The organism is Paraburkholderia graminis (genome assembly GCF_003330785.1).
GTDB lineage: Bacteria > Pseudomonadota > Gammaproteobacteria > Burkholderiales > Burkholderiaceae > Paraburkholderia > Paraburkholderia graminis.
The window spans coordinates 434002-451116 of sequence record NZ_CP024936.1 but is presented as its reverse complement, the minus strand read 5'-3'; the positions used below and the strand labels follow the sequence as shown (position 1 = coordinate 451116).

Genomic DNA, 17115 nt, shown 5'->3' with positions numbered 1-17115 from the left:
TCATCTTGCTGGTGCTCACCCGCGACTCATCCTCGCAGCATGTAGGTTTCGTATTCGAGCGAATTGAATTTTCGGTCGAGCGTGATAACGGAGATCACCACCACGACCAGCAGCGCCAGCGCGAATCCGTAGCCATAAAAATCCGGGCCGAGTTTAAGTGTGATGGCGGTGAACAGACCGTTGAGCACGACGAAGCCAGCCGTGAGCTTGAGCACGGAGCGTCGCCCGTCCAGATAGAAAAACACGTTCAGCAAACCTAGCAGCAGCACTTGCAGGCTGGCCGAGATTACGTCCACGATCAGAAGCGGCATATACAAGGTCGAGATGCCCAGCGCTTCGAGCACGAGATGCCCGAAGGCGAGAATCATCAGCAGCACGACCGCCTGGATCTTCACGATCTCGTACAGCCCTGCCCGGACGCTGCTGACCATCATGTCGCGCATGTCGTTGATGTGGCGCAGGGTGGCGCCGCTGCGCACCGCATCGTAGAAACGGTCATAGTATTCGACGAAGTCCGCCTCGATACGTACGAGAAAGGTCGCCATGCCGGGCATCACGCATACGTATGCAATGAACACGGGAATGTCGTAGATCACCGACGCATGCAGCGGTCCGATCACCTGCGCGCCCGTCTCTGGCGCATACCAGAACATGAACTTGTCGATCCACACACCCAGGTTGAACAGCAATCCCACCAGCGCGAGGCTCGGATACGCAAAGCGTTTTTCCAGCACCTCGAACGAAATAACGCGCGCGCTGCGGTAGTTGCGGTAGATAAGCCCGGACAGACCGGCGAGCAGCACGACATGCCCCGCGACGAAACCGCCGAGCAGACCAGACAATCCATGACGGTTGAGCATGAGTGCGAACGCCACCGTGCAACCGTAGCCGAGCGCAAATACATACAGGATTTGCCGGTACTGCTTCACGCTCGACAGGAAAATCACCGCGATCCAGATATTGCTGACAACGACGAGGCCCGCCACCATCAGAAGCCGGTAGATCAGCGGCTCGCCGCGAAACCCGAACGTGACCGCGATCACGCCGAGCAGGCCGGCAACCGACGTGGATACCAGGACGACGCCGTTATAGTTGGAAAGCACGAGGTCGTCGCGCTTTTCGAACAGACGGTCTGAAATAAAGCGCGTGAACGATAGTTGCAAAGGCCCGGTCAGGATCAGGCTGCATGCGATCAGATACGTCACCGAGACCTGGAACTGCACGATCGCATACCTGGGTATCACAAACGCCAGGCTCAAAAGACCAATGATCAGGATACCGAATATCGACAGGATAAGCGGCCCCGAGCTGATGAGCCCGGCATACGCATACGCGCGCGCAACGCCGGTCAGCGTCTGGTGTTTCAGTATCTTGCGAAGCTCGAAACCGATGCCCGCCATCAGTTCACTCCTTGCGATTGAGCCGGCGTACCGGCAACGGCGCCATGGTGCACCGGACAGCCGCCGCGGGCCGCGGCCTGGCCGTCGGCATCGCCAGTCCGGGCGGGCGCCGCCGTCAGGCGCTGGTACAGCACGCGGTACTGTTCAATCATCTGTTTCTTCGTATAGAAGCGGCGCACGCGTGCAATGCCGGCTTGCTGCGCGGCTAGCCAGCGCGGCTCGTCGCCCAGCAGTTCGAGCACGGCCTGCGCGAACGCGGCCGGATTGGCGATCGGCACCACACTGCCCGCGGAGCCCAGCGCGGCGTCTTCGTCGGCGCAGCCTTCGATCAGCTGGCGGCATGAGCCGACGTCGGTCGTGATCGCGGGTACGCCCGCTGCGAAGCCTTCGAGTACGACGAGCGGCAATGCCTCGCTGATCGAACTCAGCGCTATCAGATCCACTTGCGGCAAGATCTCATCGACGCGCCGGAAGCCGAGGAACTTCACGTTTTTCGCAAGCCCGAGGCTTTGCACGAGTGCATGACATTCCAGTGCGTACGACGGGTCTTCCTCCTCCGGACCGACAATCCAGCCCTCGATGTCCGGCATGCTTCGCGACGCGATGAACAGCGCCCGGATGAAAGTCTTGATGTCCTTGATCGGCACCACGCGGCCAATCAGCGCGACCACGTTGCGCGCACGCACGGCGCGCTTTTCGATGAGCGGCGCGAACGCATCGACGTCGACGCCGTTCGGAATGTTGCGCGTGCGCGATGCCTGGGCGCCGTCGGCGATCTGCCGCTGGCGATTGGTCTCGTACAGCGCGACGATGTCGTCGGCGGCGTCGTACGCGAGCTTGCCCAGCGCTTCAAAGAAGCGCACCCACAGCTCGCGGAAATAGCTGATCCGGGAAATGTCGCGCTCGAACGCACCGCGGTTGTCGCGAATCCACTGGCTTTGCAGCAGATCGATCTTGCGTTCCTTGGTATAGATGCCGTGTTCGGACACGAGCAGCGGCCGCCCCGTCCGGTAGTGGGCGAGCGCGCCGAGAAAGCCCGCATAGCCGGTGGACACTGTGTGATAGACCCTCGCCGGCGGCAACTGCTGCGCCACGCGCGCCAGTTGCCACAGCGGCTTGTGCATGATCCGCACGGTCCAGAAGTAATCAGTAAACGACGGGTCCGTGCAATACCGGTTGTACTGGTCGACTATGAATTCCCACGCGGCCCGGCTCGAGAGGAACTGCTCCTCATTGAGCGGTGCGTCGTCACCGATCAGTTGCACCATGTCTGCCATCAGGTCGCCGGGGTCGACCGCGCCGCCATTTCGCCAGGCGTCGTGCAATGCGGCGGAACGCGCGAAGGCCTGCTCGTCGCCCGCAATGGCATGCGCCGACTGAGCATCGGCGGGCGACACCTCGTACAGATAATGCGCTTCGAAATGCACGACGTTATCGGGCAACGCATAGGCGGCGCTCTCGTAGTCCTCTTTTCGGCTCCCGACGAACACAATCGCGAATCGCAGTTCGGGAAACGAGCGGATCATCTGATTGACCCAGCTGGATACGCCACCGCGCACATAGGGGAACGTGCCTTCTAACATCAGGCAGACATCGGCGTCGGCAGCGCGGCGCAGCAGTGAAGGTTTCATGTTGACCAGTAACGCGCGACAGGTTTGAGCATGGGCAGCGTCGCGGCATTGCCGAGCGACGCCAACAGTTCGGACACGCGCGCAAAATCGCCGCGCAGGAATTCGACTTCGGCAAGCCATGGCACGAGCCGCTCGCGCGGGAAACCGAGCGCCTGGGCGCGCGCCATGTGCGCGGCGGCTTCGTCGGCTGCGCCGTTTGCGAGCGACAGGCGGCCCCGGATCATCCACAGCGCAGCGTCGCCGTCGTCGATTTCCAGCGCCGCGCGTGCATGGCGGTCGGCCTGTTCCAGCGTGTGCCGGTAGACCGCGCCCTGCACCAGGTTCTGATAGATCAACTCGGAATACAGCTCGGCAAGCTGACGATTGATCGCCTGCCGCTGCCCATCCGAGTCCGCCGTTTCGAGACTTTGCTCGCTTTGCAGGATGCGCTGGGTCACTTCGTTTTCCGCCTGATCCAGCGCGCCATAAGCAATGAGGCGCACATCTTCCACCGGATCGGCGAGCAGTTCGCGCAGCAGCGTGCCGGTCGTGCGCGTGGGCATCGTTTGAATCGCGACGAGTGCGGACAGTCGATCCGACGCATTAACCTTCGTATTCACGATGCGCGCCTGCAAACGTGCGCCGCCGCCATGCGATACACGTGACATCAGATAAGTGACGAACTCGGGCGCCGGGACGTCGTCCATTTCGTCGCCGCCATTCGCACGCGGCGACCACGCGGCCCACAGACAGCTCGCGAGCACGACGAGCGCGCCGAAGAGCGGCACGAACGTGCATGCCAGCCACAACAGCAGCAAACTCCAGCCGCGCGGCTCACGATAGTGCAACGGCAGAAGCGCGCGGCACAACAACGCCTGCAAGGCCGCGCCGACCAGATTAATGGCGACGACCGGCAACAGCGGATCGAAACCTGTCTGTGTCCCCGCGATGCGCCAGATCAGCCCGTACTGCGCGATCCCCACGAGCAGGAGGCCGACAGCGGCGGCCGCTGCTGCGAGAGCACGATGCGTGGACAAAGGGCGGCGGGTGGTCTTTACGGACATGGCGTCAGACCTCGATGCCGCTGCGCACGAGAAGGCGCTTGAGCGCCGGGCCGGGGTCGCCGCCAAGATGCAGCGTATGCACGCCGATGCGCGCGCCTTCCAGATCGAGATTGAACTGCGCGCGCAGGCTGCTTTCGATCCGCGCGAGATAACCGTCCACGCCTGTGGCATCCGTCACGGGCATCAGGTTGATCAGCACCGACTGTCCCACTGACTTGACCGGCCACATCAGATCTAGCGCGCGGCGGCGGCGCATCACGTGTTCGAAGAACGAATCGCCTTCATCGTCGTGCGGGAATACCAGCGCGACCAGCGACGATGTAACGCCTGCCGCGCGTTCGAGGCGCGTGAGGCGGCTGACGTCGAGCGCGAATTCGTATGGACAGTCCGGCACCGAACGCAGGATTTTTTGCACCTGCTCAGAATGCTCGACGCCGTCCGCGTAATAGCCGAGCAATACGAGCAGCAGTTGCAGATTGTCGAAATTCAGCGACAGGAACGGCATCCGCCTGATCGCCAGCACGGCGAGTAGCCGGCCATCCGCAGAAATCACCGGCGCGCACACCAGCAAAGCCGAGCTGGTGACGGGCTGCCCGTCGCTCTTCAGATGGGCGAGCGCGCGTGTGTCGAGCGCCCGTGCCACGAGTTCGTCCTGCGGATCCAGATCGAACGCGTCGCCGACGCGAGCAAGCGCTTGCCCTGCAATCTTGCCGCCGTGCACCGGATAGAGCCCGGCCACTTCGATCTGACATGCCTGCGCGACGAATTCGAGCAGCGCATGCGCGCCTGGCATGCCTGCCTGGTTGCTTTGATCCGGCGCGGCCGGCGCCTGATCCAGGCCGTGCACGACCGACAGACGGCGCAGTTCCGTAATCGAATCGCGCAGCGTCGTGGGTCTCGACAGCAGATCCTTCTCGAGCCGCTCGTGCGACAGGCGCATCAGGTAATGACTATTGGTGATGGCGACGAGCCGGTCATTCAGATAGTCGTTCAACGTGTTCGCGCGTTGCGCGCGGTTGCCCCACGTATCGCCGAAATGCCCCGCGACGATCGTTTGCAACAGGCCGCCGGTGAAAAACAGCGTCGGCCAGGCTTCGGCGCTGCCGTGCATCAGTACCTGCCATGCGCCGATCAGCATCGCACAAGCCAGCAGGCCGAGCAGCGTGCCATAGCGCAGCGCGACGATCAGCGGCGCGAACCACAGCCACGGAAAACCCGCGTGCAGCAGAAACGGATCGTTGCGGTCGAATGTCCAGCACAGCACGCCGATGACCGCGACGAAGGCGATCGTCTCGACAACGGAAAACGGCCGCGTCACCGCGGGCGCAACGAAGCGCCGCAGCACGCCCAGATTTCCGAACGGATTCGAGTGACGCGGCTTCGCCGCACTGGTGGCGGATTGCGCGGTGACGGTATTCACAGCCGACTCCTCATGATGTGTCGGGATACAGATGACAGCATGCGTGCGCCAGGCGGCGCGACCATCAACCGCGTACGCGCAGCGGCGACAACAGGCTGCCGATCAGCGACGATGCAACGCTCGACAGGCTCGAACGCGTCCAGCCGCTTTTCGACCCCGTGGCGCTCCACACGACCTGGCCCGACGCGACGTCGATCAACTCGAACGTGACGCCCGCCACCGGCTCGCCGTCCACGCCGACCTTGTAGCGCCACTCTTCCACTGCGCCGGTCAGCACGTATTTCACGTGCTGCTCGCGGGCCCATGCGAGCTTTTTCTCGCCCAGATCGCGCTGCGCGGTATCGAACATCGCGTTCGCGGAAGGATCGACCGGCGCGATCCGCACGTCGGTCAGACCGTTGGCCCGCAGCGTATTCGCCGCGATCGCCGCGGCGCTGCTGCCGGCCGCGGGCGTCTCGGTGAAGTTCGCCATCGACACGATCGCCACCGGGTCCTTAGCGGCAAGCGCCGGCGATCCGCTTTGACGGATCGAACCGCAGGCGCCCAGCATCAGCGCCGACACCGCGACCAGCGCGGACCATTTGACGAGGCCGAACCCTCTATTCATGCTGTTCATCGAACCACTCCTCAGTAAGGTTGTTTTTGTCGCGGGCGCGCTGGCCCGCAGTGTCGGTAGAACGGATCAGTCATCAGTAGTACCAGCTGTAGCGCGCGCCCAGTACCGTGACCGGCGTGCCGATTTTCGACACGCGCTGGTGTTGCAGAAACACGGCGAGATGGTCGTTGCCCAACACCGTGCCTGCAATGCCCGCGCTGAATTGCGGCCCCCAGCCCTGAATCGAATCGTGCAGCAGACCGACGTCGAAGAAAGGACGCCAGCGGTGCGTGTACTGTTCGAGCAGATCGTTGCCCGCGCCGAAAAAGAAGCCGTATTGCGTGTAGGTGTCCGGCATGAAGTCGCGCGGAGTCGCCGGTTGCAATGCCACGGGCAACAGCCGCGAGATCAGCGGGTCGGCCTGGCCGCTCGCGCCGTAGCCGCCGTGCGTAATCAGCGCGCGCAGCGTGTAGTCCGGATATTGCGTGCGGATCCGGTAACTGACCTCACCCGTCGACAGCACTCCGCTGCCCAGATACGTGCGGGCCTGGCTATAGAAGCGATCCGCTTCCACGCTGCCCGAGAACGTTATGTGCTGCGTCATGCGATAGGTGAAGTCGCCGATCACGTTGTCCTTCATCCCGCCCACCAGCAGCGATTGCGTTTCGTCCGCGACCTGATTGCGGCCGGCGCGCAGACCGAGCGTGAGGGGCGAATTGCGGCCCAGTTCGCCTGCCAGATCGAGCGTGTAAAACGAGCTGGATGCAATGCGCCGGCCACCCGTAACCGTGAACGACGTATCACGCGTGCGCCGCTCGCCATAGATGTTGAGCCAGCGGTCAACCGAGGGCACGTTGACCAGTTGCGTGATGTCGGTCGAATGCTGGAAATGCTGGACCGCCGTCGCGCCGACGAGATATCGCTCGGCGATCTTGCGGCTGCCGGCAAGCGTCGTCTCCACATAGTCGAGCGGATGTTCGACGTAGTTGGTGACGCTCGCGTCTATCGATTGCGGCCAGTCGAGCGCCGTCTCGGTCACGCGGGTATGCAGTTCGGTATCTTCCGGCGCGCCGCCAAGCGCGTCGAATGCCAGCTCTTGGGCGCGATCCGGCTTGTCCACGGCAATCGTTGCATCGATACGGTCGTAGACGGGCAGGCGCGAACGCTCCTCGTCGAGCAGGCGCGTCATCTCGGGCACGTCGTTTTCGGCGAGGGCGATTGTCAGACGCGCGTCGGCGGGCCGCGACAAGCGCTCGGCGTATTGCTGCGCGAGCCAGCGCTTCGCGAGCGGATTGCTTTCGTGCGACAGTGCCCACGCAATCGCCACGTCTTTTGCGACCGCGCCCCGCACGCGTGCGTTTTGCGGCAAATCCGCGCCCTGCATCGGCGCGCCGCCAGGCAGGCCCTTCACCGCGCCGATCAGCGTGCGCCGCGTTTGTGCCGTGTCGGCGGGCGTCGCATGATTCGACATCAGCCCGTCGAGCAGCGCAGCCGACGTGTCGCCCGTTGCGAACTCGGTGGACAACGTGACGCGCCGGCCACGCAGATCGGCCACTGTTTCTGCGTCCTGCAACGTGCGCCCGCGCATCGACGCGCGTTGGGCATTGCGCGGCGTCGCGAGCTTGGCCTGTTCGTCCTGAAGTTGCAGCCACACTTTCTTGCGGATCGTCCACGCCAGTCCCGCATGGCCCGACTGTTCCTGCGCGTCGGCATAGGTAAGCAGCCACAGTGGATCGCGTGACATCACGCCGGTTTGACGGCGCAGATACTCAAGCGCCGCGACGGGACGATTCAGGCGCATTTCGGCTGCGGCGAACGGTCCCCACAACGCGGAACTCTGAGCGGCGCTGCCGCGCCAGCGCTTGAGCGCCGCCCGCAGATCCGCGTCGCTGCCGTAGTCGACCAGCGTCCATAGATATGCCGCGCTCACGTCGGAGCCCGCGCCCGGAAGATCGACCGCCCGCTTCAGATCGGCGAGTGCGTTTTGCGGCTGCCCCACGAGCCGGTAGTATTCGGCGCGCACGCCGAGCAGCGCGGGCGACGACTCCGCTGTCACACGCTCCTGCGGCGTGAGGCCGTCCAGCAGTGTGGCGATACGGTCCAGCGCCTGTGCGTCCAGGTAGTAGTAGATCGCGTCGCGCAAGGCGCGCGCCGTGTGCTCGCGCCGAAAACGCAATTCAGCAACGCGGCCCGCGTCGATCGGATAGGGATCGTAGAAGTCCGTCATTTCGCCCAGATCTTCCGACGTCGCGGTGCCGTTCGCGAGCAGATGGCGATACGCTTCGTTGGCGTCGTCATCGCGTTGCAGCAACCGCGCCAGTTCCGCATAGTTGCGCCAGAAGATTTCGTCACCGGCTTTTGCGCCCGCGCGTGCCGACTTCAACGCGGCCAGCGAGGCGCGATAGTCGCCTTGCCGATACAGAACGCTCGCGGTGCGCAGAGCAGCCGTCGCGTCGTCCGGATGGCGCGCCTGGACTGCCCGGTAGATGGCGAGCGCCTGGTCGTCGTGGCCGGCGCGTTCGGCAAGCGTGCCGATGCGCTGATCGATCGCGTCGCCGTTTGTGCCGCGCGGCAGCGAGCGGAGGAACGACAGACCGTCGTCAGGGCGGCCAAGCCGCTCGTAGGTGGCAATCACGCTGTCCACCAGCTTCATGTCGCCGGGTGTGGCGTGGGCCTGATGAACCAGCGCGACCAGATACGCTTCGTCGTCGTTGAGCATGGGTGCGATTCGCAGCACGTTCTGCCAGCCGACGGGGTCGTTCGACACCTGCGCATATTCGACCCAGGACTTGAGCGCGAGCGCCGGGTCCCGGTTCCATTCGGCCACCTGGGCGAGCCGCTTGACCCACAGCGCTGAGCGCGGGTCGCGCTGCACCTCTTGCGCGGCAATCTTCTGTGCGTTCGGCAAGTCGCCTGATTCGACGAATGCCTGGAACACGGTGTCCGCTATGCCCCCGCCACCAGCCGACCTTGCGGATGAAAGCGCTGCGGCTGACGGCGGTGCCGCTGCCGGTGTGCTTGCGGCTTTCGTCGCAGTTGCAGCCGATGCAGCCGATGCGGCCGAGACCCGGACGACCCGCACCGCGCCCTGCCCTTCGACGCCGCCGCCTGCCGCGCGCCGGCTCGCGCGCAGGAAACCGCTATTCACCGCGACGGGGCCGTCCATGTACGCGTAGCTTGCGGTGTGAGCAGGCAGCGCTTGCGGCGACTCGTCGTGCGGTGCTATCGACGCATAGCGCGCCAACATTTTCGCGTAACGGTCTACCGCCGCCGGCCGGTTCGCTGCGCGCGCAACGCTCAGCAATACGACGAGCGTACCCGGATCGTCGACGAGCTTGCCTGCGTGCGCGTCCGCCGCGGCGAGCGCATCGTCGAGCAGATTGCCCGCTTGCAACGCGCGTATGCCGGCCACGAAACAATGGCGTTGCTCATCGACCGTATGCGCTGCCGCCTGCTGACGGAACCATGCGTCCGCAGCCGCGCGATAATCGCCGACCTGAAGCGCATAGCGCGTGATTTGCGTGTCCCATTTCGTGCGTCCCTCGGGATCGTTCGCCGAGAGGCGTGCATAGAGTTGCATCGCAAGGTCGGGCAGGCCGGCGGCAGCCGAGCGCTGCGCAAGCCATTCGACGTCCTTCGGCGCCCATTGCAGGTGCCCCGCCGCTTTCAGCTTGGCGCGGAAGCCGGCCAGTTCGACCGCGCGGTGCGGGTCGTCCTCGGTAGTCGCAAAGGTGCGCTGTTCCGCCGTCGAAAGACGCAGCATCGTAGCGCTGCGCCGCATGTCGTCGGTGCCAAGCCCGTCCATGCGCGCGGCGATCCGCTCGGTATCGGCGGGGCGGCCAAGATACGAATATTGCGCGCCGAGCAGCGCGAGGAATTCCTCGTTGTCGGGCCGCACTCGCGACCATGCTTCCAGGTAGGCGACGCTCAGTTCGTTGGGCGCGCCTACCGAGGCGACGCGCTGACGCAAGCCGCCGCGCGGCGACACGCCGTACAGCGCGAGTAGAACGACGCCCGCCAGCAGATAGACGAGCCAGGCCGGTGCGATACGAAGACGTTTAGCGCTCACAGGAAATCTCGACGGGCTGATAGTTCACCTGCAGACTTGCGGCCGCCGGCGTATCGAAGCGCACCGTATCCTCTTCGCGGCGCATGGCGACCCGGCGTCCGGCCACGCTGACGCTGCAACTCTGCGCACCGGCCAGGCGGACGAACGGCTGGTAATAGCCGCCGAATTCGAACGACATGCCGTTCGGCTCGCGCTTGAAGTTGCGCACGAAACCATTAGCTTCGGCGATGTAGGGCCATGCACCGGACTTCGGAACCGCTTCGCGGCCAGCCGATGGGTTGAACGACACAAGTGCGGCGCCGTCCGCGATGTGAATGTAGATGCCGTCCGGTCCCGCCGAGTACCCCGTGACGCCGGTGGAGGCGCGCAGATCCGGCGTGCTCGTCGAGGGCCAATGCAGCTCGCGCACTTCGCCGTTGCCGCGCACGATCCAGTCGTCGCCCGCGCGGTTGCCCGCACCGGCACGCGCATCGGTGTCGCCATGCACGGCGCGCGCGACGGCGAATGAACGCCAGTCGAGCACCTTTTCCGTGTAGTCGGTCATCTGCACCGGCAGCACGGGCTGTTTGAGCACCGCCGTGAATATCTGGTCCAGCGCGCGCAGCGAAGCGATTTTCGTGCCGCTATACATGTGGTAGTACAGATCGATCGGCTTGAAGCGCAACGGCTTGTCCGTCATGTCGAAGGTTTCGAGCACGCGCGTGAAGCCGTAGAACGGGCCAAGCCAGTCGTTCGTATAGACGTTTTCGTCCTGATTCGGCGCGTAGACCTGGTAGGCGCCCGGCCCCTTATCCACGCCGATGGGCGCGATGTTGGTCCAGCTGCTCGCGCTCTTCGTAATGACGGTATCGCCGCCGTTCACGTTGGCGACGCCCGCCGCGTACACCTGGCGAATCACGATTGCGGGCGGCTTGCAGTTGCCCGGCCATTGCAGGATGGTCGTCTTCTTGCCGGGTGGGGCGAGGCGCGTGTTGATGTAATCGATCGAGCCGGTCACCTCGCGATCGATGTCGAACGTGTAGTTCGGAATGTTCAGGGAAAATGCTGTATCGCCGCCGCCGCGGTCTACCCGCTGGCCGGTCGTGGCATCCACACTGCCCCAGTCGAACGGATGCGAATAGGTATGCGTGCCGATCGCGACGTAAGGCAGCGCGAACATCTTGCGCGCGATCTCCTCCAGACGCGGCGAAATCTTGGGGTAGAGGCCCGTGGGGCCGACTTCCCCCTCGATGACGGAGAGCGTCATGGGCACTTTGTAGCGCGTGAAAATCTGCTGATAAAGCGCGTCGCCCGAGTAGTCGGCGCCGGGGAATTCAGCGCGCGACGCAAAACCGTCGCCGTCCACGTGCGACATGAAAAGTCGCCGTCCGTTTTCCGTCGTCACACTCGGCGACGGCATCTGCGTGAGACGCAATGCGGCGGTGAGAAACGAAATGGGCTGAATCGCCCAGCGTTCCTGGTCGATGCCGTTGAGCGACACGACCGTGTATGGGCTCATCGCGAAGCCGCCCCATGGGGTGATCGCGACCGGATCGACGGTAGCATCCCCGCTTTTTACCCGCAGCAGTGGCCGGCTCGCGGCACCGACGCGCACGCCGGTCAGATCCCGCGGACCCAGCTTCGGATCGACTTCGAAGCCGATCATCGGATCGCGCGAGACCACATCCACCGTGTCGGTGAATGGACCTGACACCGCTTGCAGGTCGAGCGCGGGTCCTTCGTCGGCGGCCGCATCGAAACCGAACTGGCCGAGAAACGCAACGGGCACGTGGGAGGCGATGCGAGCATCCACCCAGTTGCGCCACGCCGCGCTATCCTGCGTGCCGGTGCCCTGCAGCCACGCAACGACGCCGGCGTAACGGTCCGGCGTGATGCCATCGGGCAGCGGGTCCTTTACGTTCGCGTACTCGACGTCGTAGCCGAGATAGTTCAGCGGCGTCGCCAGATCGCGCACGCCGGGCGTTTCGTCGAGCAACAGGTCATCGCCCGTGTCCTGCACGATTAGCACCTTGCGCGGCAGAACCTCAATTGCGCCGATACCCACCGTGTTGCGGCTGATGTTGGTCACGTATGGCGTCACGCCCGTCGCCACCACCTGCGCGGCCGTCTTGCGCGCACATGCACGGTCGTCCGCGGCGCAGTATTCGACCGACAGCACAGGCACGCCCGTCTGCTGCATGAACGCCTGAGCGGCGACAGTGCGCGCGGCGCTATCGTTCGCCGAGACAACGGTGTCTTCGTCGCGGTTGGCGCTCACGCCGCGAATGAGCGAAGCACCGACGACCGCATACAGCGCTTTGGCATGCGGCGCGGCGAGCTTCAGCGCGTCGGCGCCGCCAGCGATTAGAAGCGCGTCTGGATGCGCGGCGTGGATTGCGTCGACGGAGGCAATGGCATCTGGTGTGTCCAGCAGAAAGCCGCGATAACCGCGCTGCCACAGCGGCTCAATTTGGCTCGTGAGGAATACATTGGGCGAACTGGTCGCGGGATCGGGGTGGGTGCGCGCGAGCCATGCCGTGTGGCGCAGTGAGTGTGCGGCTGGATTGAAACCGTGCGCGGGGTCGACGACGACCGCGTCGAAGGCTTGCAGAAGATCGACCGGCACATTGGCGCCGTCGAAAAAAGCGACATTAACCGACGGTGCAGGGCTCGTTTTGGCTTGGATCCGTGCTGTCGCGGCCGGGTCTTGCATAGCCTGCTGAGCGTTTCCCGTGACGCAGATCGTGGCTAGAGCCGCCAGGAGAGCACACGTCGAAGCGCGCATCGCGAGGCGCGGATGAGCTCGTCCGCGCGCTTTCCGCTGGCCGTTCGACAGACTTTGCGGGACGTCGCAAAGCGGCGATCGTGCCTCGATTATCGTTTTGAACCCCGATGTCATGTTTTGTTTTTCGCTTTGTTGGTCTTCTGTTGACCCGCGTCGAAGGCAGTCCTTTTTGTGTTTTACCCACCGCCCGATGCGATACAGCGCCCTTTTAACGATTTCAAGGCCGCTTTTGATGCTGCGTGACTCCGCTCGCCGTTTCGTTGAATCTACTTAATCGTCAGCGTCACCCAGGCTGCGCATTCTAGTCGCACTTTTTTGCGAGCGCACGTGTATTTTTCGGCCCCAAACTTCGCTTCAGATTGTCAAAGATTGACTGAAATGCCGATAACCAAGGACGAATGGCATGTAAACACGTTCGCGCAAACGTTTCATCTGCCCTGAAGGCTTTATGTAATGCGTTATCGCGTTTGAAAGTAATTAACAGTTCACGCGGTTTCGGCACGAATCTGTTGAAAACACGCAACGTAAGCTGACTGGATGAAAAGCATGGAGGTCTCCCGCAGAAAAATACGCAAAGCGCAAATTAACCGCACCCGCGATCGTTCAGCGATTCTGCCGGGGGTGGTCACGCTATGCGGTAGCGCGTTCATTGACTTGTTCGGAAGCGCCTCACACCATCGCGTATTGCATCGTGCGATAGGCGCGGAGCGCACTCATGGGCACAGCGGATTTTCGGATTTTTCGAACCACCGATTTACCGTCTACGGAAAAGCGAGAAAAATGGCTATTTGGTGATTTTATTTTCACTTATCCGAACTTTTCAATCAGGCTACGAATGCCAACTCGCCGTTGCAGAGCCGTGGGCGGGAATCCGCGGATTAATGCGTAAAAAGGCCACTTGCACGGAAATCTCTTGAACGTGCAAGCAGTCATTGAAGCGCTCATTGGATAGATGACGGATGACGCGCGACCGCTATCAGCTCCATCACCGTGTACGGAAAGCGAGGCAGTTCGAATACCGTGATGTCCAGTTCGCCGTTCAATTCAACGTCGAAAATGCTGCAGTTCGCAAATTCACCGACGACTCAATGCAGCTCAGCTAGGACAATGTTTCCGCGGCGCCCGGTAAGACGAAGCTCGAGATAGGCAACATCATCCGCGAGCGCCACGCTTGTTTCTGCGCCCAGGCTGCATATGAGCAGTGGGGCGCCCACGACGCCGCTCTCAGCCGAGGCTCGCCTCGTTCGCTCGGTCGAAGATGGACTCCGAGAACCGCTCGATCCAGACCGCCAGGCGATCAGCTGCAAAACCTGCAGCACGTGTACTGGACCGGCAGACGATGGTGTCACCGTCACGCACGAACTGGAGAGCGCCGCCGGCTTCGTCCAGCCACAAAAGGCAGGCAAGCCAGGAGGCATGCGTAGCCGATACACCCTCACCCACCGGCCGGGTCAGGAACTCGCTCAACGTGGCCGGCGAAGTCCAGATCAGCGCGTCGCCACGATCTTGTACTACTTCGTCAAGAACATCAGCAAGGATACGCACCGCATTAGCAGATCCGCGCCCCGCCGTCTGCGTACGCAGCTCCGTCAGGCGCGCGCCGACCGCATGCCCGAAACTGCCGCTACATTCGCTCTCCGCCTGCACCACGTCGGCGTAGTCCATACGCTGCCAGTCCGGCTCCGCATTGCGCGTACCAGCGAGTTGCGTACCCTCGAGATAAGTCTCCACCGGCTGGAAACGGCCCGGGCCGATCAGGCTCGCGCACAGCGCGTGCACCGTGCCGATGCGTGTCGCCACGGTCTGCGTCTGCATTACGCCCAGCTTTTCGCGCACGAGTTGGTCGCGTTCCTTGCGCAATCCGGACAACTCCAGTGCCTGCTTCATTTCCATGCGAAGTGCGCTAATGTCCCAAGGCTTCTTGATATAGCGGTGTATGTGCCCCTGGTTGACGGCCTCGACGGTCTGATCCAATTCCGAATACGCCGTGGTCAGAATCCGGACTATGTGCGGATAGCGCTCGCGCGCATAGCGCAGAAGTTCGTTGCCGCTATCGCCCGGCATCCGCTGATCGGACACGAGCACGGCCAGGCTGGCGGCGTGGGCGTCGAGCATCGCCTTGCCGTCTTCCACCGAGGCGCCCGTCACCACTGGCGCAATCGCGCCAATCGCGCGCTCGAAGTATTTGAGCGCGGTCGCTTCGTCATCAACGAACAGAATCGCCGGGGGCGGTGTCTGGGTGGCAATCAAGTCGGTCATCGGTAACTCCTTTGCATTCGATCCCTGAAAATTTTCGGACGTCAGCCTCACTGTCCTGCCGGCACCGGACGAGACCCACGCGATCCTGCAGTCACCGGAACGACTGCACGACGCGGTCGCCCAAAGCCTGCTGAGGCCGCCACCGCCCCCCTTCCCGATAACCCGCTTTAACACAAGGCAGCATCAGGTCCGGCGCAATGCCGCAGCCGTTATGGCCGATGCCAGCACCTCGCGGACAATGGCCACGCCTAGCGGCTTCTCCAGGATCCGGAACACGTCCTCAGAAGTGATCGCTTCCAGCAGTGCGTGGTTTTCCGCGTAGGCCGTCACTAGTATCCGCACAATATGCGGATACTCCTCGGACACCTGGCGCATCAGGTCGTCGCCGCGCCGGTCAGGCATGCGGAAGTCGGTCACGAGGACCGCCACCCGTGCACCTTCACGCCGCAGGATCGACATCGCGTCGTCGGCTCCGCTCGCCAGCAGCACGTCATAGTCGCTGCCGGCCGCGCGCGCAAAGTACTTGCGGGCCAACTCCTCATCATCGACATAGACGACACTCGGCCGCGCTTGCTGTGTATCTTTCATCTCGACATCACTTGGCGCGCGGCAGGTCGAAGTTGAACGCGGTCCACTCGCCCAACTGGCTTTCTGCGAACAGTGTGCCGCCATGCCGTTCTACCACCGCATAGCTAATGGACAGGCCGAGGCCGAGCCCCTGGCCGACTTCCCGGGTCGTAAAGAATGGCTCGAACACTCGCGCCAGATTGTCCGGTGCGATCCCCGGGCCGTTATCGCGTACTTTCACGTGAAGCCGGTCGTTCTGCCATTGGGCCGTGACGGTGACCTGCGGCGAAACGGTGCCCGCCTTGTGCATCGCCAGCGCGGCATTTGAAAACAGGTTGATAAGCACGCCGATGATCGCGGCTTCATCGCCCAGCACGAGCGTGTCGCCGGGCAGCTCGGACTTGACGCTCAGGCCGCGCAGCTCGTGTGCACTCAGGCGGACCGACGAATCCAGCGCTTTCTCGAACAGATAAGGCACGTCGTCTGCCGCTGCGCCGGGTTTGCGGTAGGCAAAGGTTTTCAGGTCCGACACGATATGCTGTATGCGATGCATGCCCTGCTTCACATCGGTCAGGCATTCCATCAGCGAGGGGGTCTGTTTGGCCTGCGGTTCCTCGATAGCAAGTTCTATGGCCATCAGGCAGAAGTTCACCGGGTTGTTGACCTCGTGGAGCAGCCCCGCGGACAACGTACCGATCGCCGCCATCTTCTCCTGCTGGAGCAACTGTCCCTTGATCTGCGACAGGCTTTCATTCGTGCGAGCTAGCTGGTCGTTCTTCTGCGCCAACTCGTCCTTTAGACGGAAAAGCTGGAAACGGCCCTTCTCGTTAAAGTACGTGTAAATGGAACTGGCCACCGCACAGAAGAAGACTAGAATCGACTGGAACAGAAACTTGCTCTGGTCGTGTATGCCGTCAGGATGGACGACGCAGGCAATGTAGTAAAGCCCGACCGTGGCAAGCCCGAACGCCAGCGTCTGCCAGTAGCCCGCAGGGAACAGGATTCCGACCGCGAAGATCGTCAACGTCAGTCCGGCATAGAACAGCGACTGCTCGCCCTGCGTGACATAGATCATCCAGGAGATCATCGCCTGCGGCAACAGCAGCCAGATGAAGGTGATGGTCTGCACATGGCGTTTGCCGGTTTTCGTGTAGAACGAGAGTAGCGCCAATCCGATGGCTACGCTCGTCAGCAGCCGGATGATGGCGAAGCGTTTTTGCTCTCCCGGATACACGACGTAGTCCAGCGCAACGCCCATCAGCACCAGCACGATTACGGTCAGGCCGCCGGCCTTGCTGCATAGCAGCCGGTAGTCGCGCAATTCTTCACGATAGTTCGAACGCAACCCCGCGATGGATGTTGTCATC

Annotated in this window: 10 protein-coding genes and 1 pseudogene; all 11 read right to left on the bottom strand. The window is 63.0% G+C overall.

Features of this window, described 5'->3' with window-relative positions; all coding sequences use genetic code 11:
- Window positions 1-26: 26 nt before the first annotated feature.
- The 11 genes and pseudogenes from pelG to CUJ91_RS33680 all read right to left on the bottom strand — a co-directional run bounded on the left by pelG (window position 27) and on the right by CUJ91_RS33680 (window position 17114).
- Window positions 27-1400, bottom strand: a complete 1374-nt coding sequence (pelG, locus tag CUJ91_RS33730; RefSeq protein WP_114158457.1) for an exopolysaccharide Pel transporter PelG — start codon at window positions 1398-1400, stop codon at window positions 27-29.
- Entirely contained in the window at window positions 1400-3031 is a 1632-nt protein-coding gene (pelF, locus tag CUJ91_RS33725; protein ID WP_114158456.1) for a GT4 family glycosyltransferase PelF, read from the bottom strand. Before pelF ends, pelG begins: the two co-directional genes overlap by 1 nt.
- Complete coding sequence (locus tag CUJ91_RS33720) at window positions 3028-4074, bottom strand: hypothetical protein (protein ID WP_114158455.1); 1047 nt, start codon at window positions 4072-4074, stop codon at window positions 3028-3030. Before CUJ91_RS33720 ends, pelF begins: the two co-directional genes overlap by 4 nt.
- Window positions 4075-4078: 4 nt before the next feature.
- Window positions 4079-5494, bottom strand: a complete 1416-nt coding sequence (locus CUJ91_RS33715) for a PelD GGDEF domain-containing protein (protein WP_114158454.1) — start codon at window positions 5492-5494, stop codon at window positions 4079-4081.
- Between the two features lie 64 nt (window positions 5495-5558).
- Entirely contained in the window at window positions 5559-6110 is a 552-nt protein-coding gene (locus CUJ91_RS33710; protein ID WP_114158453.1) for a penicillin-binding protein activator LpoB, read from the bottom strand.
- 73 nt (window positions 6111-6183) lie between these two features.
- On the bottom strand, window positions 6184-10158 hold the full coding sequence (locus CUJ91_RS33705; protein WP_114158452.1) for a tetratricopeptide repeat protein: 3975 nt from the start codon (window positions 10156-10158) through the stop codon (window positions 6184-6186).
- Window positions 10148-13036: a bifunctional glycoside hydrolase/polysaccharide deacetylase family protein gene (locus tag CUJ91_RS33700; RefSeq protein WP_114158451.1), complete on the bottom strand. Its 2889-nt coding sequence runs from the start codon at window positions 13034-13036 to the stop codon at window positions 10148-10150. The genes CUJ91_RS33705 and CUJ91_RS33700 overlap by 11 nt, the downstream gene beginning before the upstream one ends.
- Window positions 13037-13863: 827 nt before the next feature.
- Window positions 13864-13995, bottom strand: a pseudogene (locus CUJ91_RS35060) (muconolactone Delta-isomerase family protein); the annotation flags it as partial.
- Window positions 13996-14146: 151 nt separating this feature from the next.
- Complete coding sequence (locus tag CUJ91_RS33690) at window positions 14147-15181, bottom strand: response regulator (RefSeq protein ID WP_114158450.1); 1035 nt, start codon at window positions 15179-15181, stop codon at window positions 14147-14149.
- A gap of 183 nt (window positions 15182-15364) precedes the next feature.
- Entirely contained in the window at window positions 15365-15769 is a 405-nt protein-coding gene (locus CUJ91_RS33685; RefSeq protein ID WP_114158449.1) for a response regulator, read from the bottom strand.
- Between the two features lie 7 nt (window positions 15770-15776).
- The gene (locus CUJ91_RS33680) at window positions 15777-17114 is read right to left on the bottom strand and encodes a sensor histidine kinase (RefSeq protein ID WP_114158448.1); all 1338 of its coding nucleotides are present in this window, start codon (window positions 17112-17114) and stop codon (window positions 15777-15779) included.
- Window position 17115 lies beyond the last annotated feature (1 nt).